Raw genomic sequence first — 23916 nt, forward strand, 5'->3', positions numbered from 1 at the left:
CACAAACAATAATTGTAAATAACCAACAATCTCTCAAACCCGCCCCCACCCAACGAGAAATCCCCGCGCCTATTTTTCGCATTTAAAATGTAGGGGCGGGTTTCACAAACAATAATTGTAAATAACCAACAATCTCTCAAACCCGCCCCCACCCAACGAGAAATCCCCGCGCCTATTTTTTGCATTTAATATATAAATCAAGGTTGATGTGGATTATTTGTGAGGTGGGGGCGGGTTTCTTAGATTGTTCATAGCTGGCCGGTATTATTTGTAAAACCCGCCCCTACATTTTAATCATTGATGTCGTTTAACCGCTTCCACGAAAGCAATAACATCCGCTTCCAAAGTATTAAAAGCCGTTACCAGTCTAACAGTACATTCATCCCACCGATAAAACAGAAAGCCCTCAGCTAAAACCGCTGTAATTACCGATTCGGGAAGTTGAATAAAAATCTCGTTGGCTTCAACTCGATGGCAAAACTTCGCTCCCTCAACTCCCGCCAAACCTTCGGCTAATTTTGCTGCCATATTATTTGCATGAGCCGCATTCTTCAGCCACAAATCATCCGTTATATACGCTTCCAACTGCGCCGACAAAAACCGCATTTTTGAGAAAAGATGCCCGCTGCGCTTGCGGTAAAAAGGGAAAGTCTTTGCTAATTCTTGATTAAAAAATACCACAGCTTCCGCAGCCATTGCGCCGTTTTTTGTTGCTCCAAACGAGAGAATATCTACGCCGGCTCGCCAAGTGACATCAGCAGGAGAACAGCCTAGACTCGCGACAGAATTGGCAAAGCGAGCTCCATCCATGTGCAGGTGCAAATTGTGAGCGCGAACTACTTCCGAAATGTGGGAAATTTCCGCTGGATTGTAGACTGTGCCGGCTTCTGTTGCTTGAGTGATGCTGACGGCTGCAGGCTGTACGTGATGGACGACACCTGCACCCGCGCGATCGAGTATTTTTCCTAAAGTCTCTGCCTCTATTTTACCATGATTTCCTGTTACTGTAACTAACTTTGCACCGCCTGTAAAAAACTCCGGCGCGCCGCATTCATCTAGATTAATATGAGATTCCGCATGACAGTAAACAGCGCCGTAAGGAGGAGTAACAACCGCCAGGGCCAGAGCATTAGCAGCAGAACCGGTTGCTACCGGAAAAACAGTCACCGATGTCTCGAACAAATCCGAAAATTTAACTTGCAAACGCTGTGTATATTCATCATCTCCGTAAGACATCACAGCACCGCAATTAGCCGCTGCAATCGCCGCCATAATCTCCGGCGAAACCCCGGTTGCATTGTCGCTACAAAAATTCATTAGAATAATTGGTAAATAGAATCTATAATATAACTCAACACTCAACAGTCAACACTCACGCATTAAACCAAGAGGAAGAATTATGGCCGAATACCGCCAAATAGAATACCGCATCGGCAAAGACGGCAAAATTACCGAAACCGTCCTCAACGCCACCGGTTCTAGTTGCACCGAAACCACCGCCGGAATTGAAAAAGCCCTCGGAAAAGTAGAATCTCAAGACTTGCTGCCAGAATACTATCAAGGCGAAGAAAACTTGACCGTTGAACAAACGCAGACTTTAAAACAAGTTTAGAAAAATTAACAATGTTCTATCTCCTCGGTGCAACAGTTGATGTAACAACAGTGCCTGCCTTCAGCTTCGCGCTGGCTATCGGGGGCATTTTTCTAATTTTAGTGTACCTTTATGCTGCATCTGAGGCGGGAGATGCGATCGAGTTTAAGTACGATACAATTCTGCGGGAACGCATGAATCAGCTAGACATTCTCGATTGGCAAGACTTAGGCGAAAAAGCAGGCTTAAGTCGCTACGGGGTACGTTTAGTGCGGCAGGGAGACGTGGGAAAACTCACGGTAAACCAACTGAGGCGGCTGGCAACAGTGCTGAATTTGAATTTTCAAGAGTTCGATCGCACTTTGAGCGCGCTGCCAATATCGGCTACAATCACAACTAATCCCACCGAAATTGAAGAATTAAGGCAGCAGTGTTTCCGGCTGCGAGAAGAATTGCAGCAGCAAAAAGCTCAACTAACTGCCGATTTTCGCCGCGCTACCTTTGAACAGTTGCAAACTTTGTTAACCAACTATCCCGCCGCCCGCAAAATGGCAGAAGCCAAGCCGGATATGCCAGCCAAAAATCTCTCAGCTTTGTTTACTCCCTTAGAAAACCTGTTATCAAGCTGGGATTTTCAAACAATCGGTTCTGCGTGGGAACAAACTGCTTACAATCCGCAGTTGCACCAGCCGGATGTTGAGGATATAAGAGAAGGAGAATTAGTTTATATTCGGTTTGTCGGCTATCGGGAGGGAGAACGAATTCTTACTCCTGCTAAAGTTAGTCGCACCCTGCCAGCGGGAATGAAAAATTAAATTTTAAATTTTAAATCAACATGACTACAGTTGCCATTGACTTCGGCACCAGCAATACGGTTGTCTGCATTCTTAACCCGGATACGCAAACACCAGAAACTTTGAGATTGGGCGAGATGTCCCGCATTTTTAAAACGAAGAATTCGACAGGAGATGTGCGAGAAATCTCTGTAGTGCCGACTTTAGTCTTTGTGAACAAGGCCGGAGAGTTGGTGTTGGGAGAAAAAGTGCGATCACAGCGTTTGGGACAATCCCAGCCCGACCGTTTTTTCAAAGCTTTTAAACGCAATTTAGCTGCTGACTTTCAACCGCCACCCCGCAATATCGAGGGCGAAACCTACACACCCGAATCAGTAGCAGAACAGTTTATCACAAGTATTTGGAAACAGTTATATATACAAAATGTACAGGCAGAAAAAGTAATTTTTACAGTCCCCGTTGGAGCATTTGAGCGATATCTAGATTGGTTTCGCGACTTAGGAGAAAGTTTGGGAGTTGCGGAAGTTCAGGTAATAGATGAATCCACAGCCGCCGCCCTGGGATATGCAGTAAAACGCCCCGGCTCTCTAGTTTTAGTAGTTGATTTTGGCGGCGGAACTTTAGATTTAAGTTTAGTTCGTACCGCTGTAACCCCCCCCTTACCCCCCCTTACCAAGGGGGGGAGAAATCTCGCTCCCCCCCTTAACCAGGGGGAGAAAAAGCTCGCTTCCCCCCTTAACCAGGGGGAGAGAAATCTTGCTCCCCCCCTTGACAAGGGGGGGCTGGGGGGGGTGCGTGCCGAAGTGTTGGCAAAATCCGATGCTTATGTAGGCGGCGAAGATATTGACATCTGGATTGTCGAAGATTATTTGCGGCAAATTGGTTCGTCGCGGGCAGAAGTCGGCCCAGTTGGCTGGCAAAATTTATTAGAAATAGCGGAAAAATTAAAAATTCAACTTTCTCAAGTTAATGAGGCTAAGGAAAGTTGGTTTGACGATGAAAAATTTATGTCTTACGAGTTGCAGCTAAACCGAGACAAGCTTGAGGAAATTCTGGAATCTAGGCAGTTGTTAGAACAGTTGCGGGAAAGTTTAGATGAAGTGCTGATTATTGCACAGGGAAAAGGTATCGGTAAAGCAGATATCGAACAGGTTTTGCTGGTAGGAGGAACTTCTTTAATTCCGGCTGTATCTAATTTAGTGGTTTCGTATTTTGGGCGGCAAAAAGTCCAAAGAGACAAGCCGTTTGAAGCCGTGGCGCACGGTGCTTTAGCGTTGACACAATTAGCGAGTGTTGACGATTATTTGCGCCACAGCTATGCAATTCGCCTCTGGGAACCTTATGCTAAAGCTTATGCTTATTCGCCGATATTTAGCAAGGAAATGAAGTATCCCTGTCAAAGTTCCGAAGAGTTGACGCTGCAAGTGGCAATTGAAGGGCAAAGGGAAATTCGGTTAGATATTGGGGAAGTTGCGGAGGTATCACAAGCAGAGGTTATTTTTAACGAAAAAGGGCAAATGATGAGCAGCTTGCTCAACAAAACAACAGATTTTCGCTCTCTGGAAAGCCACCACCAGCAGGTTTGCGTAGCGCATTTGAATCCGCCTGGGGTATTGGGAATTGACAGGGTTTCGGTGAGTTTTGAGGTGGATGAGAAGCGGGTTTTGTTGGCGACGGTGCGGGATTTGGTGACTGGTAAGGTGTTGGTGGAAAAAGGGGCGATCGCCAAACTGCAATAATGGTAAAATCTCAAGTATCATCGCTAATTTTTATTTAATTTAAGGACTTTAAAAATGTCATATAGTGAATTTACTACCATCACCAAAGTGCGTGCAGCATTTAACCTCACTGTTAATGAAAAAACAGTTTTGTTTGCAGATGTAGAATCAATTGCACCTAGCGAATATCTCAAAACAACCCTAGCAGAATATATCCCTCTCGCCAATGCTATCAATACTGAAAAAGCTCGATCCGAGTTAATTATTGCTCCCGTATTATTAGAAGTACGGCGCATTTTAAACTTCCAAATCGGCTTTTTTTCCGGCACTGAATTTAATGCAGACCCAGAAAGTGGACTTAACGGGTACTGCGATTATATCCTCACCGCATCCAGCGATTTGTACGAAATCCGAACACCAGTTGTCACCTTAGTAGAAGCCAAAAATGAAAACATCAAAAACGGATTAGGACAGTGTATTGCTGAAATGTTGGGAGCCCAGCGATTCAATCAACAGCAAAATGATGAAATTGAGGCGATTTACGGAGGTGTTACCACGGGAAATGCTTGGAAGTTTCTCAAATTGGTAAATCAAACAGCTTTTATTGACTTGAATGATTATTATATTAACGAAGTTGACAAAATTCTCGGGATTTTAACAAAACCTTTACGCAAAAACTAAAAACAACGATTGAAATCAAATTTATGCCGCCATGAAAAAGCAACAAAATAAATTCAGCCACCTGACGGCAATGGAAAGAATTTCCCTGTCCTTTCCGGCAAGATTTTTATTGGATAAAAACTTGCTGCAAGGCAAAGTTTTAGATTTTGGGTGCGGCTTGGGCAGCGATGTTAGATTGTTGCAGCAAAAAGGCTTCGATATTACGGGTTATGACCCTTATTATTTCCCGGAATTCCCCGAAGATAAATTCGACACAATCATTTGCTTTTATGTTTTGAATGTTTTGTTTCCTGAAGAACAAGCTAATGTTCTGATGGAAGTGTCGCACCTATTGAAACCGGGAGGGAATGCGTATTTTGCGGTGAGAAGGGATATCAAAAAAGAAGGCTTTCGAGAACATTATGTCCACAAAAAACCTACATATCAGTGCATCGTCAAACTTCCATTTAAGCCAGTTCACCTAGATGAGTCTTGCGAAATTTACAAATACGTGCATTACAACCATCAAAGAAATTCTACTAATAACTGCATATTCTGCAATCCGTATAAAAACCTAACTTTGCTAACTGAATCAGCAACAGCTTATGCGATGTTTGACGGTTATCCCGCCAGCAAAGGTCATGTTTTAATCATCCCCAAGCGTCACGTTGCTAATTATTTTGAACTGCCGTTTCGAGAGCAATCGGCTTGCTGGTTTATGGCTAATAAGGTGCAAGAAATGTTAAGTAAAGAGTTTCAGCCAGACGGTTTTAATGTGGGAATCAATATTAATAAACAGGCTGGTCAAAGTCGCAGTCACGCGGCTATTCATGTTATCCCCCGTTACAATGGCGATGCGGCTGGGAATAAAGGCGGAATTAGGTATGTGATTCCCAAGAGTGAAAAATAAAAGTTAGCTAATTGTGAAAGGAATTCTTTTTTACCGCAGAGGCGCAGAGAACACAGAGGAATAGAGAAGAGAGGAATTCATAATTTTTGTAAGGATTGTTATATTTGAGCGAAGGGCGAGCCAAATAGAGTTAAAATGTGTTTGCAAGGTCTAAAACTACACATTAGCAGCAATTTGGTGTTCTGTTTATGTCTAAGCGCAAAAAGCAAGAATGGCTCAAGGAAACTCTAGAACTCAAAGAAAACCATAATTGGAAGTCAAAGCCGGGAACTCGAATTTTTGTAGCAGGAAGAGGTGCAGTCCGCTTTGATGTCCCGGAAGATTGGCATTTTGAACCGGATACTAATTCGTTCCGATTTACGGATAAAAAGCCGCCGGATGATGATTGTCGTTTGGAGGTTTCGTTTAATTTGCTACCACCTAATAACTGGGCAGATTTTCCGCTGGTGCCGCTATTACAGAAGGTGGTTGAAGATGATACCCGAAATCCGATCGCTTTTGGGGAAATTATCCAATTGAAGCGGCAAACTGCCCGCGTTGTTTGGACTGAATTTAAGTTTATCGACCCTCCAGAACAGCGGGAAGCTTATTCGCGAATCTGTATTGGATTGGGTTCTAATGTTCAGTGTTTGATTACTTTTGATTACTGGGTTGACGATGCTGAACGTTTGACTCCTGTCTGGGATACGGTGATGGATTCGTTAGTTCTGGGTTTGTTTATTAGTGACCCTCGAACGGGGTTCGCACGTCCAGACTAGACCGATTTTCTGGGAAACTTTCAACCACTATTTTTGCTAAGTGTTGGATTGGCAAGCTACCAGTTAGTAAATTTAGAACCTACATTAAACTTTACAACCGCTTTGCCATGAAAATATCTGGCTTGCCAATTCCGTTCGCGTCGGGCATTACTCCCACGATCGCAAAACCCATTTTTTGATAAAATTCGTAGGGATGACCGCGCAAATTTCTAATTTTGGCGATGTGTTCCCAAACGTTAGGATAAAGATTGATGCCTGAAAGAGTGGTTTGATTGTCTTCGTCGTCGGTACCCACCCACAGCACTAGCCCTCCCCGGTTTTTAGCTTCTGCTGCCAAATCAGCTACGAGCGATCGACCAATTCCTTGTCCGCGAAATTCTGTTCTCACTACCAGCGGGTGCAGTTCCCAAACATTACCGTCATACTGTTTAATCCCACCAATCCATCCCAAAACTTGATTGCTGTCGCCGACAGCAATTCGACTGATGCGATCGGCTGCCAAAGATTCTTGCACTTCTTGCAAAGAAGATTTTAGATCGGGCCAAGCATCGGGCCAATGCTCTTTAAAACCTTCAACTATTAATTTAGCTACCTGTTGAATTTTGGTCTCGTCAACCGCACGCAAATCTGTAATTTGTACGTTCATGAATTTACATACTAAATCAAGGATTACGGACTATAGCCTTTCTCAGTAAGATGAGGTTCTCTCGGATCTAGGGCATAGGGCATAGGGCATAGGGCATACCTCATTTTATTGAGAACTGCTATAATACCGCTCACAAACCGGATTTTCTAACCGGGGAAACGGCAAAAACGAATTATTATTCATAGTCTTCAGGCTCCTTATGTTCCAAAGCGAAAAGTTATTATTGAAAACTTGCGATCGCCAATTACCCGCAAAATACTAACACAAGTGCCCTACAATTATCCCACCATCCGGCATCAACCAACCTGCTAACCCCATGCTTTGCGATTACCTGGTACAAATCCTCACCGCCCGCGTCTACGATGTTGCTCAAGAAACAGCCCTAGAAGTAGCCCCGAATCTATCAGCACGGCTCAACAATAAACTTTTGCTGAAGCGAGAGGATATGCAGTCGGTGTTTTCCTTCAAGCTGCGGGGTGCGTACAACAAAATGGCGCAACTGTCGCCGGATTTGCTAGCACAAGGTGTCATTGCAGCTTCCGCCGGCAACCACGCCCAAGGAGTCGCCCTCGCCGCCCGCCACCTGGGAACTCGCGCGATCATAGTCATGCCCGTAACGACGCCGCAGGTGAAGGTAAATGCGGTGATAGCCCGTGGTGGAGAGGTAGTCTTGCATGGGGATGCTTACGATGATGCTTACGCTTTTGCGCGCCAATTAGAGGCCCAAAAAGGTATGACTTTTATTCACCCTTTTGATGACCCCTACGTGATTGCTGGACAGGGTACGATCGGCATGGAAATTCTGCGGCAACATCAAAAACCAATTCACGCGATTTTTGTGGCAATTGGTGGCGGTGGATTGATTTCGGGAATTGGGGCTTATGTCAAGCGGTTGCGGCCGGAAATTAAGATTATTGGCGTCGAACCAGTGGATTCCGATGCAATGAATCAATCGCTGAAAGCCGGTAAACGGGTGCGTTTGTCGCAGGTGGGTTTATTTGCTGACGGCGTTGCTGTGCGGGAAGTTGGGGAGGAAACTTTTCGGTTGTGTCAGGAGTATGTGGATGAGATTATTTTGGTGCATACGGATGATGTTTGCGCGGCGATTAAGGATGTTTTTGAAGATACGCGATCGATCTTAGAACCTGCTGGCGCTTTGGCGATCGCAGGTGCGAAAGCTTACGTGGAACGGGAACAAATCGCAGGAGAAACATTAATTGCTGTTGCTTGCGGCGCGAACATGAATTTCGATCGGCTGCGTTTTGTAGCAGAAAGAGCCGAGTTTGGTGAACGTCGCGAAGCCATTTTTGCAGTCACAATTCCCGAACAAGCTGGCAGTCTCCGCAAGTTTTGCGAATGTCTTGGAAAGCGCAATTTAACTGAATTTAGCTATCGAATTGCGGATGAGAAAGAGGCACATATTTTTATCGGTGTACAAATTCAAAACCGGGCCGATGCGGTGAAGATAGCGGCAAGTTTTGAAGGTTGTGGCTTCAAGACTTTGGATTTAACTGATGATGAATTAACGAAATTGCACGTGCGGCATATGGTGGGCGGGCGTTCGATGCTGGCCAATCATGAATTGTTTTATCGCTTTGAATTTCCCGAACGTCCGGGTGCGTTGATGAAGTTTGTCGGTTCGATGAGCCCTAACTGGAATATCAGCGTTTTTCACTATCGAAATAATGGCGCAGATTACGGGCGAATTGTGGTGGGAATTCAAGTCCCGCCCGATGAGATGCAGGAGTGGCAGGCTTTTTTGGATACGCTGGGCTATCAGTATGGGGATGAGAGTCAGAATCCGGCTTATAAGTTGTTTTTGAGGTAGGGTTTTTTGGGAAAGGGCGATCGGGCTTTTAGTGCGGCAAAGCTAAATTAAACGGTTGCAACTCATCATAAAGGAAGATACTGAATTTGTCCTGCCAATTCTCCCTCAAGACTGCACTCCAGAAGGATTAGAATATCCTCAATAACTCGACCAATGGGTGCATCGAAGGTAATTTCAAAAACTCCTGGCATTGACTTACCTGCCGCCATACGTTCATAGGCATAGCGGGTAATCGTAGCAACATCATGGGTTAGTAATATCCGATCTTCTTCGGCCGCCCATTCCAGCACTGTTGGGTCATCTTCACCGGATAAGCCAACGTCTTGGACGCGCACAATGTCAATGTCTGATTTGCGACGCATCAAACCTCTAACAATTGTATTGTCAAAGTTTTCATCAGCTAGGAATTTCATGCCGATTTCTCTGCCTTGCGGGCCAGCAATCTGTCACGCAATCCCTGCGGATCAAACCTTGCCTCATTCATTTTGCGAATCTCTTGTGCTTGTTGCTGTCTTTGCTGCAAATACGTTTCGACTTCCTGCTGGTGATTGAGGTAAAAAGCGATCGCGGCATACACATCTGCCAACCTCAGTGACGGATAACGATAAACTATTTCCTCTGCTGTACTTCCCTGCTTAAACACTGCAATCACGGTATCCAAAGTCACGCGAGTTTTACCCACTCGCACCACACCGTCAGCATTAGTTTGCAGGGGTGCAGGTTCAGCTACAACTACTAATGTCATGGCAACCTCAACGTTCGCTGTCTTAATTGTATCAGAAGGTCGATATGACTTTGAGGGAAAATTTCAGTTAGAGGGGTAATATCGCCAGCAGCGATTTCCTGACGTACTATCTCAGCTAGACTATCCCACTGAGCGTCTGTTGTCGCTTCAAATTGATCCTTCCACACCTGTTCATCACTGATATCCTCTTCCGCCATTAGAATGCGGATTAACTCTCGTTTCTCGATCGCAGATAGTTGTCTAATGATAGAGAGTAATTCTGTTAGTGCGATCGGTTGTTTTCCTACGATGCGTCTATGTTAACGGTAGCAGGTTAACGTAGTAATTGCAACTTCCAGGGGAGCTTGGCAAAAAATGCCCAAAAATTGCTATAATAAAAAGTCTTAGAAACTTAACACTAAAGGCTGAGGTTAAAGTCGTGACAATAACTTCACAAGAAACGGATGTAGAAATTAAACAATTCCCGATTATTCTAGGACAGGGAGGGGAAATTAGCATTCCCCAGTTATTACAAGATTCTCTCAATGTTAATCAGGGAGATATGCTGGTGCTACTCCAAATAGGTAATCTAATTGTAGTTGCTCCCAAACAACCTCAAGCTCCCCAACTAATCGAGCGGATGGCAACGATTATGGAAAATGAAAATGTGAGTTTGACTGATTTATTGTCGGATTTAGAAGCCGAGAGAGAGGCGATTAGCCCACGTTGGATACCCGCGATTATTTCTGCCTAGTCTTGTGCTTCTCCATTTTGACTCGCTTCAGTTATTCTCGAAGAAACTACAAACCCCGCAACTCCTAACCCTAGAGTGGCTAGAGAACTGACAATAATATATTGAGCCTGATTAGTATTTATTGGCAAAGGCTGAACTACTTCAACACCAGGAATCCCACTTTCTATAGTTGGAGCTTTTGGTGGTTCTTGGGCGCGAGCTAACTTTATCAAGCCAAATGCGAAAAAAAAGACACTCAAAACCATAAATCCTACACTAAGAATTTTTAAAAGCCTCTTTTTCATGTTTATTGCCTCCTGTTTGATTAAATTATGTGGAATTGGATAGAAATTGTCATTAATTTGTGGGGTTTAACAATTATCCTCAAAAAAATGCTTCGTTCTATCTTGAACTTGGGGTATCGTCTTCCATTGATCCTTAAGTGATTCCCTCACCATTTCAGGTTGTTTTTCTGTATGGGCATCTTTACAATTTGGACTCTCTTTTTTGAAGATTAAATCACCAGTATAGCGTCCTCTCAAGGGATTATCAGGATAAGGTTTGACATGAGGTGATATATAAGAGATTACTTTGTCAAAAATAATTTCTATCGTTGGTCCAACTACTGTTCTAAGTAAAGCATCTCCTACATAAACCTCTAATTTTAAGAACAGTTCAGTAGTAACAGGGTTACACCCAACTAGCAGAGGGATAAATAGAAGGATGAGCCACCAACTTGTTTTTCTCTGTTTTTTGTATTGCATGATAATTAGCTCCTTGTACTGTGATTATCTCAATAGCCTAGTTTTTTACTGTTCGATATTTCAGTTTACTGAATATATGGAAGCCGAGGAAAAACAAGCCTAAAAGACCTGCTACTCCAAAATGATATAAATTCTCTGACGTAACTCTAGCAAAGGGATGCGTGAAAGGAAAAAATCTAGCATATTGAGCATCTATTAAGCTATCTATACCTAATTTTACCAAGTCTAGCAGAGACGGAAAAAATAAAGCAACAACGGCGATTACCATTTTTGAAAAGTAGTCAAATGCTAGGTCAAAATCTAAGAGTGCAATCATACCTCCGGCGAATATGATATAACTAACTAAACCCAAAACATCTAAAAGTAAATTGGCAGGGTAAATATGATGATATAGGGAAGTTACTAACACCCAAATTAGCGCTAAAGCACCAAGCCAAACTCCATAAGCAATTACCCTAATTGCTCTAGCAGCAGCAATCTCCCAAGGAGAGCAAGGAGTAAGCCGCAGCCAGAGTAAGTGGCTTACTGAAAAACTATCTCCCAAGGGTAACAGTAACCCAGAAAATAGATAAAAGGCTATACAAATCCAAGCCCATGAAAACAATTCATGGAGAAGATTTATATAGACTGTTTCTCTGGCTCCTTGATATCCCTCTAAAGGGATATTAAAAAATGTTAGTTGTTCTTGATACCAGCCAAAAGGTAGTGTGGCAATAATTATTCCTACTCCTAATAAAATTAGCCAATGATATGAGTTGAGCAATTTTATAATTTCTGGCTTAACTATCACCCATGCCTTGTTTAAATTAATCATAAGTTTTCCCTCTTTGGGAGAAGCCCTGTCATCTGGAATTTATGGATTGATGAATCTGTAAAGATTTCTTCCAAAGCTTGAAAAGCCCCATCTTTTGAGAGATTAAAATATTTTTGAGCCTCGGCGTTAATAGAATCAGTCTCTATTTGACAATCAAAACCTTGGCGCTCTTGTTCATGTAATTTACCTTGAAATAGCTCATAAACTTTATCGGTTAACCTAGCGACTTCATCCCGCCGATGAGAAATCCATAAAATCCCTGCTTGATGACAATTAGCAAGTCGTTGAACTTCTGACAATACAATTTTTTTACCTTCTTTGTCTAATCCTTCTGTTGCTTCATCTGCAATTAATAACTGTGGTTTCTTAGCCAAAGCTAAAAATGCCATCAGTCTAATCCGTTGTCCTTTGGATAGCTTGCTAACATCAGATTCATAAAAGCTAGGAATCTGTAGCCGTTCTTCAATTTCCCGGTAAGATAAGTCTTTTAGCTCCTTTTCTGGCTGGCATAGAGACTTAAAAATTTGCACAAGCTCTTTAACTAAAATCCCCGTTGGCAAGCCTAACTCTCCAGGGTAATAAGAGGGATCACCTATGTAGCCTAGCTGGGGATAATTATTGCCCCATAAAACTTTCCTTCCAAATAAATTTACTGTTCCGTTGTTAGGAAAGCATAATCCTAGCAATAGTTTGATAATTGTAGATTTACCGCAGCCATTTTCTCCAATCAGACCAATATTCTCACCCGGAAACAAGCTTAATGAAACATTATCTAAAAGCTGATTCTGGCTGTTAGCATAGCTAAATGTAACATTTTTTAACTCAAATAATGGCTGTTGGCTTAGAGGTGAGTCAGTCAAAAAATTTGGTTGCATCAATACTGTTTACTCGCTAAATGTATATTGCTCACAGACTCTACCCAAATCCTACAAAATGGTGAAGTAGCAGATTTTTGGGCGACTTACAGAGTTACAATTTGAGATTGAATATTAAAACACTGTTCCTACAGTAGACCGATCGCACCAACCCTGTAAAGCCAAAAAAGTTGGAAAAAGTGGGAACTTCCTAAAATTCGGATGCGAGGCCCAAAAAGTTGGAAAAAGTTGGAAAAAGTTTGGTATAGTAACCATACCTATCTCACCATCCCACCTATGGACAGTCCTCAGATATTGCAATTTGTCGATGAAGCTGTCTGCGCCAAGACAGGCAAACATCTAAACAACTTGCAGCGGAAGATTATCGCGGGAATACTGAAAAATAAAAAATATGCTGACGTTGCAGAAACTTATGGTTATAGTTCCCAGCACGTTAAGAAAGCCAGCCACGAGCTTTTGCAAATGTTATCTGAAGTGTTTGGGGAACCCGTTAAAAAAAGTAATCTTGAATCCGTCCTAGAAAGGCAGATAAATCAGAATATAAATCTTGGCAAAAATAATAATTTTCAAAATAACAGAATTAGCTACGTCAATAATTGCCCTAATCCCTCTACTCCTACCCCAGATGAAAGTCAGCCGGAAACTCCCGACTTGCAGGAGGAAAGCAAAAATCAAACTAAGATTGAAACAATTGATAAATTACGGCAGTTTGGCTTGAGCGATGAGCAAATTGCAGAAGCGCTAGATATACCTTTAGAGCAGGTTAAACAGGTGGACTTGGAGGAGTAAAGTCTGCTACAGTAATGAAGAGGGAAATTTTGAGAATAAATTAGGAGAATCAATTGAAAATCAAAATTATCATTCACGAAGCAGAAGAAGGCGGATACTGGGCAGAAGTTCCTGCTATTCCTGGTTGTGCAACAGAGGGAGAAACCTTCGAGGAACTGCTGCAAAACCTCTATGAAGCAATCGAAGGTTGCCAAGCGTGTAGATATTGAATCCATCGAGACAAATGAGCGAGACAAAATTATGGAGATTGCGATATGAACTCCATGTCTGGCAAAGAGTTAGCAAAGCTGCTAGAACGTAATGAGTGGATATTATTAAGAGTTCAAGGCAGTCACCACATCTAGGGAAAGCGGGAAGCTCAATCCGAATTTCCGTGCCAATTCACGGTAATAAATCTTTAAAAGTTGGATTACTCAGACACTTGTTAAAACAGGCGGATTTATTGGAAAATATCCATCAAAATACCAGCACAGTTGAAGAGTCAAATAGTGACAAGAAGGCGGCGAATGAATCTGATTTCTTCGATGAAGAAGAAGAATAAAATTGCCTCCATCTTGCGATGAAAGTAATAACCCAGCCTCCAAGCTATTTTGGGAAACGTTTATCGCAAATCCCTGCAATAAAGGTTTCGCCATCAATCGGTGGAGTATGTTCGGACATGGCAACAGCAGCATCTATCTTAACTCGTACACCCTCGATCCACTGGCGATCGGCGAGAGCTGCTTGGAACTCATCAAGCCATTCGAGAAACTCTGCGAGTTCATTTTCTGGAAGTTCCCTTACTGCTGTCTTGAGTTCTGAAATGTTCATGGGTAATTAACTTTTTTTGCTAATAGCCGTTTACCTGTGTACTCCAACGATCAAATTGTTCCCATGAAAGAGGGGAGAAAATCTCAGACGCAACCGACAACACAAACTATAGCAATCCTAAATCATTTGCATAATTATTGTAGGGGCAATCCGACCCCTACTCCCCGTGGTTGCCCGATAGATAGGGGGTAGGCACGGGGGCACTACCCCTACAAATTTATCTGAATCATTTAGGATTGCTATAGAATCATCGTGCAAACTCATAGGCAACATTCGTGATGCGGCCGCGCCAGTAGGGAAATAGCGAGCCATCAGGCAGTTGCCACGCCACCTCACCGGAGAGCGGAATCCGCATAGCGTCTCGCAATTCGTAGTCCCAGAAACGGCCTTGCCAGGGCGCAAACAGCAGCCCCCCGTTAACTGTACGGGCGCGGGCCTCGGCGCGGACAGTGGCGATTAGCCCTGCTTCATCAAAGCGGAAATCCAGGGAAACAGCGGTGTCGCCATCCTGTAGCGTTGCTCTGGCCGAAGAATTGTCAAGAGCCTCCCAGCGAACACCCTGACTCGGCAGCAGTCTCGTCGGATACCAAGCCGCCTCCGCGAAAAAGCGCATCAGTTCCCCAAGTGCCGCTTCTGGAGTGCCGCGGATATCCGCCAGAGTCACCAGCCCAAGCAGCGCCGCATGGAGGATGCCTTCGCCAGAAATGTAGGCATCATGAACAAACGCATTGATACCGGGCATCATGGCAATTCGCCCGTCCCAGTCAAAGCCAGGGCGCTGAGTAATTACGAGTTGAGTTGAGGTGAAGGCACTCCATTTTTCTGCGGTTTCGCTCATGTTAAATGTGCCTTCGTGGGAAACCCGCGCTGCTGCAATTAACGGTTGTCCATCCTCGATCACCGCGCGAAAGTAGCGCTGCACGGGCTGGGGTAAATCGGCGATTTCCCGCGCATCAAATGTGAGAGGTTTAATCGGCCTTCGTGCAGCTTCCAGATTGGCTCGCAGTTCCTTGGTACCGAGATGCCAGCGGTATGCTCCAAGGGCGATCGCCCCAACAATGCCAACTACAAGCGCCAGGATAATTAGTACGATCGGCGATCGCCACATGGTGATTCCTCTTGATACCTAAAAACGAGTTAATCCAGGGCGAGTCTTAAACCCATCGGCCCACTACAACTCTCAGCGTTCCATCTGCCAAAGTTTCCTCTTCTTCAACATGAAAACCCTCTGACTGCACCGCCGCCATCAAACTTTTCCGCGCGTATTTTTGACTAATTGAATTGATAAATTCCTGCTGATTAATTCGAGCGCCCCAAAAATCCGCCACCAATTCGTAATCCTCTCCGCTGCGGCGAAAACCCAAATCGTAACCATTGGATTGCCGAATCACGTACTCGGCATTAGTTTTGTCACCCCGATAACCCCGTACCTGCACATTGGACTCTACTTGATAACCCAACTCTTCCAACACTTGATGCAGCAGTTCGCCGTTCTTGATCTGAACCTTGATAGTTGTGAAGTGTGACATATCACTTTCGGATTTTTGTGTAAAACGCTGATTTGATTATAATAGCATAAACAGCAAGAGTCAAGAAGTTAGAAATTGTGCTCTTAAACCCGGTTTTAGCGTCACAGAAAGCAGCCAGGGTACAAGCCCCCGGATTCATCTGTGCAGAAATTAAAAACATAGTATCCGATAACAATTGCCCCGATTTATCCGTGCGTGAGTTCGCTTTCTTCAATCCTCCAATTCTTCAAATCTAAAATCCAAAATCTAAAATCTAAAATCGTATGATGGCCGACAATTCTAACCAGCCCAGAGAATATGATGCCGTCCTCGGCGGCCAAAGTCAAATCCCGATCGCCGCCGCTGTTTTGGGAGGCATCGCCGGAGTCAAGCAGCGCTTCAACAGTCCTAGTATCGAGGCTCGGATTGCCGCTGTTAAAGACGCTCCTAAATACGGAGGCGCTGGCTTAAATTTAGCAATTGACGCGCTGCTTGACCCCGCAGCAGAAGTGCAGCGAGTTGCTTATTTAATTTTGCGATCGAGGACAGAACCTCTAGTGCGCCAAGCTTTAAAAGACTTCGTGCCTTACAAGCTTTTTGACTGCATCCGCAGTGTGAAAACTGGGACAAATGTTGCGATTAGTCCCGGAGGCGATCGCACGGCGAGTTTGCACGGGAAAATAATTAGAATTTGCGATGTAGATACAGGAGAAATACTCTATACTGTTGACAAGTATCCCCGCGCTCAAGAAACTTTTGTCCTTTGCCAAGAAAGCGAAGTTTTTGTGAGAAGCAGAAATACTCCGAAACATCGTGCGATCGAAATTTGGCAAGGAGGAGAATTGCGGCATAATTCCCTCGGACATGAAGGGGAAATTAGCGCAATTGTTATCAGTCCAGACAGTCAAGTTATCGCCACAGGTTCGGCAGATACTACAATCAAAATTTGGAATTTAGAGACGGGAAAGTTAATCTGTACTTTTGGCAGTCTTTTAACTTGGGGAGCTCATAAAGCAGGAATTGTTAGTCTTGCTTTTAGCCCGATCGCACAAACTCTTGCTAGCAGCAGTTCTGACGGTACAATTAAACTGTGGAACCTCCGCAGCAGAGAATGCTCCCAAACAATTAAGGGTTACTCGAATTGTCTGGCTTTCAGCCCAGACGGGCAGACTTTGGCTACTGGCGGCTGGGACAGAAATATTCAACTGCGACAGCTATCGAATCCAGATAGTTCCATCACTTTGGCAGGGCATTTTAACTCGATAAATGCGATCGCCTTTAGTCCCGACGGACTCACTGTTGTCAGTGCTAGTGCCGATGGTAATATCAAATTTTGGAATGCCAGTACGGGCGAAAATATTCACACTCTCAACGGACATCAAAACTCTGTTACTTGTCTTACTTTTAGCAGCGATGGTGAAACTATTATCAGTGGCAGCTTAGACAAAACTGTCAAAATTTGGGGAATTAATTGAAGGAAGTTCGGCAACGATCACTGTACAAGATGTAGCGGATGGAAGAAATAGGGCATAGGGCATAGGGCATAGGGCATAGGGCATAGGGCATAGGGCATAGGGCAGAAGGCAGAAGGCAGAAAGAAGAGGGAATCGACTTCATGATTTTCACAAATTAAGTACCTCCTAACCATTCAGGCGCTGCCTATATTTCTATTTTCCCGATTCTAGATTCCTCGGTGCGTGAATCTACGCAAACAAATATAATAAATTTACAATCCACTTCTTGTGCAAGCCGAGGATTGCGGAACTTCTTTTTGCATTACTACAAATAGTGACCGTATAAATACCGACGAATCGGCCTTATTCAGCTTATTATCAATTTGTGAACAGTCGCCGGAAAGCCTGAGCGAGCCTCAATTTCTGAATCCTTTAAAGTAGCTTTAATATATCGCATCTTGGTCGGAGGAGTATTCCTGCTAATTGTAATATTTGACTTAAAAAGTTTATGCTTAAAAGATAGGCTGAGGTTAAATATACAGTGCGCCCTAGAGTAACCATGTCACACTGCAACCAATCCATCTGTCGTTCCCGCAATCTCCCAGAAATGTGCGACACTGCTGCCAGTTGGCAGCAAAAAGCCGATCGACTAAGGGTAGAATTAAACACCACCCAGGATCTGCTTCACGCAGAAATCGATCGGCTCAAACAAGCCAACGAAACCCTTCAGGCCGCCGTCCGTTGTGCCCCCGTTTTCCTGTGGGCAACAGACAGAGACGGCAAGTTAACCCTTGCAGCAGGGAAAGGATTAGAAAATTTGGGACTCAAACCCGGTGCAACTGTCGGGCTGTCGATTGGTGAAGTTTACAGCAGCCAGCCAGATATCTTAGAAAATATTGCTGAGGTAATAGCAGGAAACGATCGCACTTGGAATGCCCGACAGGGGCATTGTATTCACGAAATTCGATCGGCAGCCCTGCGAGATGGAAACGGCGAAGTGGTTGGGGCAGTTGGTGTTTCTACTGAAATTACCGAGCGCGAGCAGTCCATCGCCACTCTGGAAACCGCAAATCAAGAATTAGAAGACAGACTTCAGCAGCAAACGGCAGTCTTCAATGCAGCACTTGCCGAAAGCGAAAAAAAGTACCGCAACCTCGTAGAAACCTCCCAAGAATTGATTTGGTCGATCGATATTGAAGGCCTCTTGACATTTGTCAATTCCGCCGCCAAACGCATCTACGGTTACGAACCGCCAGAAATGATCGGACGGCGCTTCACCGATTTTTTAGTTCCCGATCAAGAAAATAGACCAAGAGAAATATTTGCCCAACTTTTAGCAAAAACCAAAATTCAGCCACAAAGCGCTAATTCTCCTTACGAAACAGTACACCTTCGCAAAGACGGTACTCCCGTCCACCTGCGCGTCAACAGCATCGTCAACCAAGCTGAAAACGGCGCTATTTTAGGCTTGTGCGGAACGGCGACAGATATTAGCGATCGCAAGCGATCGGAACAAGCACTCCAAGAAGCTACAGACCAACTTCGCGCCGTCTTGGATGCCGTACCCGGACTGATTTCTTGGATCAGTTCCGATTTGCGGTATATTGGAGTCAACCAGCACTTAGCAACCTCATTCAACCTGTCTCCTGAAAGCTTTGTCGGTCAAGAAATCAACTTTCTCGACAAAGGCTCGACTTTCGGAGAACTGATCCGAATTTTTTTTAACAGTTCATCTCAGCAAACCTGCCAAGAAATAGAAATAGAAATTAACGGTTTCGTCCGCAACTATTTGATAGTAGCTCAGAAATATCATCAGGGAACCGCAGCAGTTTCTGTAGGAATAGACATTACCGACCGCAAGCGTGCAGAAGCTCTCAAAAACCAATTGATCTGCTCGCTGCAAGAATCAGAACACAAATTTCGTAGCCTTTATGAAGCCACCAGCGACGCAGTAATGTTGCTTGACGAAAAGGAATTTTTTGACTGCAACCCCGCTACCTTAAAAATATTTGGCTGTAGCAACACCAAAGAATTTTACGGCAAGAAACTGAGCGACTTTTCCCCACAATTTCAGCCTAGCGGACAAGACTCATCCAGTCTAGCAATACAGAGAATATCGACAGCAATGCAAACAGGTAGCTGTCGCTTTGACTGGGTACAAAAACGACTCGATGGTTCAGAATTTCCCGCTGAAGTGCTGTTAAATGCAATGGAAATTAACGGACGAAAAGTAATTCAAGCAGTAGTGCGGGATATTACAGATCGCAAGCGCGACGAAGATGGCATCAAAGCATCCCTCGCAGAAAAAGAAGTTCTCCTCAAAGAAATTCACCACCGCGTCAAAAACAACCTCCAAGTTATTTCCAGTTTGCTCAAACTTCAGTCACGCTACATCCAAGACAGCCACGTTAGTGAAATGTTAAAAGAAAGTCAAAACCGAGTCAGATCAATGGCCCTGGTTCACGAACAATTGTATCAATCCAAAGACTTGTCAAACATTGACTTTGCTGAATATATCCAAAATCTCGGCCACAATTTATTCCAAGCTTATGAAAATCATGCAGAAGGCGTCAACTTGCAAACAAATATTGCGCCGTGTTCTCTCAATATTGATACGGCCGTTCCCTGCGGGTTAATTATCAACGAGCTGGTGACAAACGCCCTCAAATATGCCTTTAAAGGACAAGTTAAAGGTAAAATTAACATAGATTTCACTTTAGATAATAACAGAGTTTGCGTGCTAACCGTGAGCGACAGCGGAATTGGTTTTCCTCAAGACTTAGATTATCGCAAAGCCCGAACCTTGGGTTTGCGACTTGTCGGGTCTTTAGTCAAGCAAATCCGAGGGGAAATAGAACTGTTAGAAACTGCGGGCACGACTTTTAGAATAACCTTTTGTCAACCCAAATTGCACTCGGAGGAGAAAAATTAGTGTCAAACAAAAAAATTCTGATAGTTGAAGACGAGAGCATCATTGCGGAAGACATTTCCGACAGTTTGATATCTCTAGGATATAGAATAACTGGCATGGTCTATTCTGGAGAAGAAGCGATTGAATCGGCCGCCAAGTTCCGCCCGGATTTAGTTTTAATGGATGTTAATCTGCAAGGAGAAATCGACGGCATTACAGCAGCAGAAGAAATTCGCTTGCGCTTTCAAATTCCGGTAGTTTATCTGACAGCTTATGCCGATGAAACTACTTTGCGACGAGTCAATAGTACAAAACCGTTCGGCTATATTGTCAAGCCATTTGAAGAAAAAAACTTGCACACAACTATTCAACTGGCACTCTACCGACATCAGTATGACAGCTTAACCAACCTGCCGAATCGTTCATTTTTGCGAGAAAAGTTAAGTCGAGTATTAGATGGTCAAAAAGAATTGTCAGGAGTCGTTCCAGTTGTCACGCTTAGCTTAGATAAAATCAACCGCATTAACAGTACCTGGGGACACGATATCGGCGACTCGGTGCTTTGCAGCATCGCCCAGCGGCTAACTAACTGCATGGAAAACATTAATATTGTTGCTCGTTTGGAAGCAGCCGAATTCGCGCTGATTCTTAAACCAGTTGCAGAAAAACAGGATGTGGCTAAGATTGCTCAAAACATTTTAGATATTGTATCCCAAGGTATGATTATCAAAGATTGCGAAGTCTATGTCACGGCTAGTATGGGGATCTGCTTGTATCCCGGAGACGGCATCGACGGAGATGAAATGCTGAAAAATGCTTATATAGCAATGTATCAATCTCAGCAGAAAGGCGGGAATAATTATAATTTTTATACGCCCAAAAAGGCTAATCATTTCATCAATACACTTCTTCAAGAAACTTCGCTGCGCCATGCTTTAAAAAGCTCAGAGTTTGAAATATACTATCAGCCGCAAATAGAAATTAAAACAGGTAAAATTATTGGTGCTGAAGCTTTAGTCCGCTGGAATCATCCAGAACGGGGGCGAGTTTCTCCTGGGGAATTTATTCCAATGGCTGAAGAAATGGGCTTGATTGCGCCGTTGGGTGAATGGGTATTAGAGACTGCTTGCAGGCAAACTAAAACATGGCAAAGAGCAGGTTTACCGCCCCTACGAGTGGCAGTTAACGTGTCAGCCCGTCAATTCGAGCGCAAAAATTTCACGGAAAGAGTCAGGGAGATATTAACAGAAACCGATATCGATCCCAAGTGTTTGGAATTAGAACTGACGGAAAGTCTTGTTTTGCAAGACGAAATTGCAGCAGCTAAAGCTTTTACGGTGTGGAAAGAGCAGGGGATTAGGATAGCAATTGATGATTTTGGAATGGGATATTCTTCTTTGAGTTATCCCAAACGCTTTCCGTTTGATGCGATTAAAATAGACCAGAGTTTTATTCGCAACATTGCAGACGATCGCCAAAATGCAGCGATCACAATAGCGATTATTCAAATGGCACACTGCATGAACATGACGGTGGTGGCTGAGGGGGTAGAAAATGAGCAAGAACTTGATTTTTTGTGCGAGTACGAATGTGACGAAATTCAAGGCCATCTTTTCAGCCCAGCTTTGCCAAGGGCTGAGTTTGAAGCGCTGCTGAAAAGCGATAAGTGCTGGGATTTACATGAATTCCGGTTGCAATCCTCCCGAATTGTTGAGTGTTGACTGTTGGCTGTTGACCGTTAACTGTTGACAACTGACAACTGACAACTGACAACTGACAACTGACAACTGACAACTGCCAACTGACTAATTCAAAAGATACGATCGCCCAACCAACTTCCCAGCCACAGCCCAAAACCGGAAGTAGCCACCAACAGGATAAACGTATAAAGCCCGCTGCCGTTGTGGCTCAACCTTTCTGCAGCTACCATCCGCGCCACAACTCCAGCAATAATGCCGATCGCAGCCCAAGCCCCATAAACAGTCTTAGACCCGGCGATAGCCAAAGCTTGGACGAGATCCCCCGAACCCGCCCCAGCAAAAACCCCCGCCCACGCCCCAATCCCCAGCCCGATCGCACCAGAGAGCCCGACGGGGCCGCCAGAATTCACGCCTAGTTCCGTCGCCAGCCCGCACATCAAGCCGACAATCGCCCAACACACGGCCGCCACCAACGCCTTAACCCAATTCCCAGAATGCGTTCCCGCCATCAATCCCACCACTGCCACCACTCCCCCTACAGCCAAAACAGCGGCCACAGCCCGATACTGGGCCTCGGAACTGGCGATCGCCCCCAAACCAGCCCCAACTGCTGCCCAAGCAGCCCCTGTGACCCTTCCTCCCGCCTGAAAACCAGCGATCGACCCCCCTACCGCCCCAGCCAAAACTAACGCCGCCAGCCACACTCTAGGCATTGCCGAACCCTCCGCCAGCAAAATCGCAGCCCACAGCCAATCTGCACCGCAGATTAAAGCCCACATCCACAGCGGGGCCGCTGATTTCGTCAAAATCCAACCGGTCAAAGCGTAACTCGCCACAGCGATTGCCAGCGGCCACCAGGGGAAGCTTGAATAGTGTTGAGATGGCCGCACTTCCCTCGGCGGGATTCGTGGTTTTGAGTATTGAGTTGAAAATTCTGTTTTCCTTCTCGAAGTAAGCTTTCGATAGTTTTGAGATGGCCCTGCTTTCCTCGCAACGATTCGCCCTGGTTGCTTTGTGCCCCGCCACGCTGGGCTATTGTGAGTGGTAAATCGTTTCTTGCTTGAAGAGTTTTTTTGAGTAAGAAATTTTTTGGAGGCGGCTTTTGGGCGGGTTTGACGGCGCTGGGAACCAGGCCTGGCCGCTGATTTTGCAGAACGCCTTCTCAGCGGCTTTTCCGGCGCAGGGGGCGGTGGCTGCTGAAACTGTTTTTCGATCGACCTCGATTCAGGCTGACTCAAAAACAACACCAACTCCTGGTAAGCTTCATTAATTTCTGTTAATCTTTGGTGAGCTTTTTGTTGCAGGCGATCGTTGTGGGCAAACCGATCGGGATGCCACACAAACGCTAAATCCCTGTAAGCGCGCTTAATTTCTTCTAGGGAACTTCCCGGCTCAATTTCGAGGATTTCGTAGCATCGATTAATGTCAGCCATAGGCTTCGGGCAGGTGTTTGTAAATTCGGGTGAAGCGAAGCTATCCCGTAGGGAATCGTACTTAACTCAATTGGCGTAAGTCCCACGCTGTAATTGTACTCAATTGGGCGTTGGGATATAAGCTTTCGCAAGGTCTATGAAATAATCAAAAATTTCCTGATTTCTCACAAAAAGATGGTAAGATATAAGTGGTTGCGACCCACCCACTCGGCTGCAAACAACAGGTCACAGTAGCAGTAGTATGCTTACCAAGGATAACTGCGAGAGAAAGGGGGAAAAGACAGACCGCTGGTTATTGGGATACGTCCTAATTTGAAATACAATCCAAGTTTGTCATACGGAATAGTTTTTTGCCTTGGGAAACAGGGTTTCTGCGTGGGTTCCCTACGAAGGGATAAAGGCTGCAAAGCCAGAGATGCTGTGTAAGACTTGGATCGTCTTGAGTGACGAATATTCAGCAATGGATATCCCCAACAGAGCAACGGCAAATGAGACA

Annotated in this window: 26 protein-coding genes; 14 read left to right on the forward strand and 12 right to left on the reverse strand. The window is 44.6% G+C overall.

Annotated features, from left to right (window positions below):
* Window positions 1-294: 294 nt before the first annotated feature.
* The gene (locus tag QUB04_RS00035; protein WP_333279747.1) at window positions 295-1317 is read right to left on the reverse strand and encodes a low specificity L-threonine aldolase; all 1023 of its coding nucleotides are present in this window, start codon (window positions 1315-1317) and stop codon (window positions 295-297) included.
* Window positions 1318-1399: 82 nt separating this feature from the next.
* Between QUB04_RS00035 and QUB04_RS00040 the strand changes: the two genes are divergently transcribed.
* From QUB04_RS00040 to QUB04_RS00065, 6 genes are all read left to right on the forward strand, one after another.
* A complete protein-coding gene (locus QUB04_RS00040; RefSeq protein ID WP_190662874.1) occupies window positions 1400-1612 on the forward strand; it encodes a DUF2997 domain-containing protein in 213 nt (70 codons plus the stop codon).
* Between the two features lie 11 nt (window positions 1613-1623).
* Window positions 1624-2406, forward strand: a complete 783-nt coding sequence (locus tag QUB04_RS00045) for an XRE family transcriptional regulator (RefSeq protein ID WP_333279750.1) — start codon at window positions 1624-1626, stop codon at window positions 2404-2406.
* Window positions 2407-2426: 20 nt separating this feature from the next.
* Complete coding sequence (locus QUB04_RS00050) at window positions 2427-4124, forward strand: Hsp70 family protein (RefSeq protein WP_333279752.1); 1698 nt, start codon at window positions 2427-2429, stop codon at window positions 4122-4124.
* Between the two features lie 54 nt (window positions 4125-4178).
* Window positions 4179-4784: a hypothetical protein gene (locus tag QUB04_RS00055; RefSeq protein WP_333279754.1), complete on the forward strand. Its 606-nt coding sequence runs from the start codon at window positions 4179-4181 to the stop codon at window positions 4782-4784.
* A gap of 31 nt (window positions 4785-4815) precedes the next feature.
* A complete protein-coding gene (locus tag QUB04_RS00060; protein ID WP_333279756.1) occupies window positions 4816-5673 on the forward strand; it encodes a bifunctional class I SAM-dependent methyltransferase/HIT family protein in 858 nt (285 codons plus the stop codon).
* 188 nt (window positions 5674-5861) lie between these two features.
* On the forward strand, window positions 5862-6431 hold the full coding sequence (locus QUB04_RS00065) for a hypothetical protein (protein WP_015177425.1): 570 nt from the start codon (window positions 5862-5864) through the stop codon (window positions 6429-6431).
* Between the two features lie 91 nt (window positions 6432-6522).
* On the opposite strand, the gene QUB04_RS00070 is transcribed toward QUB04_RS00065, so the two are convergent.
* Window positions 6523-7077, reverse strand: a complete 555-nt coding sequence (locus QUB04_RS00070; protein WP_333279758.1) for a GNAT family N-acetyltransferase — start codon at window positions 7075-7077, stop codon at window positions 6523-6525.
* Window positions 7078-7372: 295 nt separating this feature from the next.
* Between QUB04_RS00070 and ilvA the strand changes: the two genes are divergently transcribed.
* Complete coding sequence (ilvA, locus tag QUB04_RS00075) at window positions 7373-8905, forward strand: threonine ammonia-lyase, biosynthetic (protein WP_333280181.1); 1533 nt, start codon at window positions 7373-7375, stop codon at window positions 8903-8905.
* 65 nt (window positions 8906-8970) lie between these two features.
* Here ilvA and QUB04_RS00080 read toward each other — a convergent pair whose 3' ends face one another.
* Both QUB04_RS00080 and QUB04_RS00085 read right to left on the reverse strand, forming a co-directional pair.
* Complete coding sequence (locus QUB04_RS00080) at window positions 8971-9318, reverse strand: DUF5615 family PIN-like protein (RefSeq protein WP_333052757.1); 348 nt, start codon at window positions 9316-9318, stop codon at window positions 8971-8973.
* The gene (locus QUB04_RS00085; RefSeq protein ID WP_333279760.1) at window positions 9315-9650 is read right to left on the reverse strand and encodes a DUF433 domain-containing protein; all 336 of its coding nucleotides are present in this window, start codon (window positions 9648-9650) and stop codon (window positions 9315-9317) included. The genes QUB04_RS00080 and QUB04_RS00085 overlap by 4 nt, the downstream gene beginning before the upstream one ends.
* 418 nt (window positions 9651-10068) lie before the next feature.
* Between QUB04_RS00085 and QUB04_RS00090 the strand changes: the two genes are divergently transcribed.
* On the forward strand, window positions 10069-10383 hold the full coding sequence (locus tag QUB04_RS00090; protein WP_333279762.1) for a hypothetical protein: 315 nt from the start codon (window positions 10069-10071) through the stop codon (window positions 10381-10383).
* Here the strand turns inward: QUB04_RS00090 and QUB04_RS00095 are convergent.
* The 4 genes from QUB04_RS00095 to QUB04_RS00110 all read right to left on the reverse strand — a co-directional run bounded on the left by QUB04_RS00095 (window position 10380) and on the right by QUB04_RS00110 (window position 12815).
* Entirely contained in the window at window positions 10380-10667 is a 288-nt protein-coding gene (locus QUB04_RS00095) for a hypothetical protein (RefSeq protein ID WP_333279764.1), read from the reverse strand. The two genes, QUB04_RS00090 and QUB04_RS00095, sit on opposite strands and share 4 nt — an antisense overlap.
* A gap of 66 nt (window positions 10668-10733) precedes the next feature.
* Window positions 10734-11126, reverse strand: coding sequence for a hypothetical protein (locus tag QUB04_RS00100; RefSeq protein ID WP_333279768.1), 393 nt, complete (start codon window positions 11124-11126; stop codon window positions 10734-10736).
* A 37-nt stretch (window positions 11127-11163) separates the two neighbouring features.
* Window positions 11164-11940 carry a hypothetical protein gene (locus tag QUB04_RS00105; protein WP_333279770.1) on the reverse strand — a complete coding sequence of 259 codons (777 nt, stop codon included), beginning with the start codon at window positions 11938-11940 and terminating at the stop codon, window positions 11164-11166.
* Window positions 11937-12815: an ABC transporter ATP-binding protein gene (locus QUB04_RS00110; RefSeq protein WP_333280183.1), complete on the reverse strand. Its 879-nt coding sequence runs from the start codon at window positions 12813-12815 to the stop codon at window positions 11937-11939. The genes QUB04_RS00105 and QUB04_RS00110 overlap by 4 nt, the downstream gene beginning before the upstream one ends.
* Window positions 12816-13091: 276 nt before the next feature.
* Between QUB04_RS00110 and QUB04_RS00115 the strand changes: the two genes are divergently transcribed.
* The 3 genes from QUB04_RS00115 to QUB04_RS00125 all read left to right on the forward strand — a co-directional run bounded on the left by QUB04_RS00115 (window position 13092) and on the right by QUB04_RS00125 (window position 14145).
* The gene (locus QUB04_RS00115; RefSeq protein ID WP_333280185.1) at window positions 13092-13604 is read left to right on the forward strand and encodes a hypothetical protein; all 513 of its coding nucleotides are present in this window, start codon (window positions 13092-13094) and stop codon (window positions 13602-13604) included.
* Window positions 13605-13657: 53 nt separating this feature from the next.
* Entirely contained in the window at window positions 13658-13813 is a 156-nt protein-coding gene (locus tag QUB04_RS00120) for a type II toxin-antitoxin system HicB family antitoxin (protein WP_333391067.1), read from the forward strand.
* 95 nt (window positions 13814-13908) lie between these two features.
* Window positions 13909-14145 carry a type II toxin-antitoxin system HicA family toxin gene (locus QUB04_RS00125; RefSeq protein WP_333279772.1) on the forward strand — a complete coding sequence of 79 codons (237 nt, stop codon included), beginning with the start codon at window positions 13909-13911 and terminating at the stop codon, window positions 14143-14145.
* A 44-nt stretch (window positions 14146-14189) separates the two neighbouring features.
* On the opposite strand, the gene QUB04_RS00130 is transcribed toward QUB04_RS00125, so the two are convergent.
* The 3 genes from QUB04_RS00130 to QUB04_RS00140 form a co-directional block, all read right to left on the reverse strand.
* On the reverse strand, window positions 14190-14414 hold the full coding sequence (locus tag QUB04_RS00130; RefSeq protein WP_333279774.1) for a hypothetical protein: 225 nt from the start codon (window positions 14412-14414) through the stop codon (window positions 14190-14192).
* A gap of 247 nt (window positions 14415-14661) precedes the next feature.
* Window positions 14662-15522, reverse strand: a complete 861-nt coding sequence (locus tag QUB04_RS00135; RefSeq protein ID WP_333279776.1) for a DUF6920 family protein — start codon at window positions 15520-15522, stop codon at window positions 14662-14664.
* Between the two features lie 46 nt (window positions 15523-15568).
* The gene (locus tag QUB04_RS00140; RefSeq protein WP_190743059.1) at window positions 15569-15943 is read right to left on the reverse strand and encodes a DUF1257 domain-containing protein; all 375 of its coding nucleotides are present in this window, start codon (window positions 15941-15943) and stop codon (window positions 15569-15571) included.
* Between the two features lie 263 nt (window positions 15944-16206).
* On the opposite strand from QUB04_RS00140, the gene QUB04_RS00145 reads away from it, so the two are divergent.
* The 3 genes from QUB04_RS00145 to QUB04_RS00155 all read left to right on the forward strand — a co-directional run bounded on the left by QUB04_RS00145 (window position 16207) and on the right by QUB04_RS00155 (window position 22008).
* Window positions 16207-17397 (forward strand): WD40 repeat domain-containing protein, encoded by a 1191-nt coding sequence (locus tag QUB04_RS00145; RefSeq protein WP_333279778.1) that lies wholly within the window; start codon window positions 16207-16209, stop codon window positions 17395-17397.
* A gap of 538 nt (window positions 17398-17935) precedes the next feature.
* Entirely contained in the window at window positions 17936-20308 is a 2373-nt protein-coding gene (locus QUB04_RS00150; protein ID WP_333279780.1) for a PAS domain S-box protein, read from the forward strand.
* Complete coding sequence (locus QUB04_RS00155; RefSeq protein ID WP_333279782.1) at window positions 20308-22008, forward strand: EAL domain-containing protein; 1701 nt, start codon at window positions 20308-20310, stop codon at window positions 22006-22008. Before QUB04_RS00150 ends, QUB04_RS00155 begins: the two co-directional genes overlap by 1 nt.
* Window positions 22009-22097: 89 nt before the next feature.
* On the opposite strand, the gene QUB04_RS00160 is transcribed toward QUB04_RS00155, so the two are convergent.
* Window positions 22098-23420 (reverse strand): J domain-containing protein, encoded by a 1323-nt coding sequence (locus tag QUB04_RS00160; RefSeq protein WP_333279783.1) that lies wholly within the window; start codon window positions 23418-23420, stop codon window positions 22098-22100.
* Window positions 23421-23916 lie beyond the last annotated feature (496 nt).

It is taken from the genome of Microcoleus sp. D2_18a_B4 (assembly GCF_036702475.1).
GTDB lineage: Bacteria > Cyanobacteriota > Cyanobacteriia > Cyanobacteriales > Microcoleaceae > Microcoleus.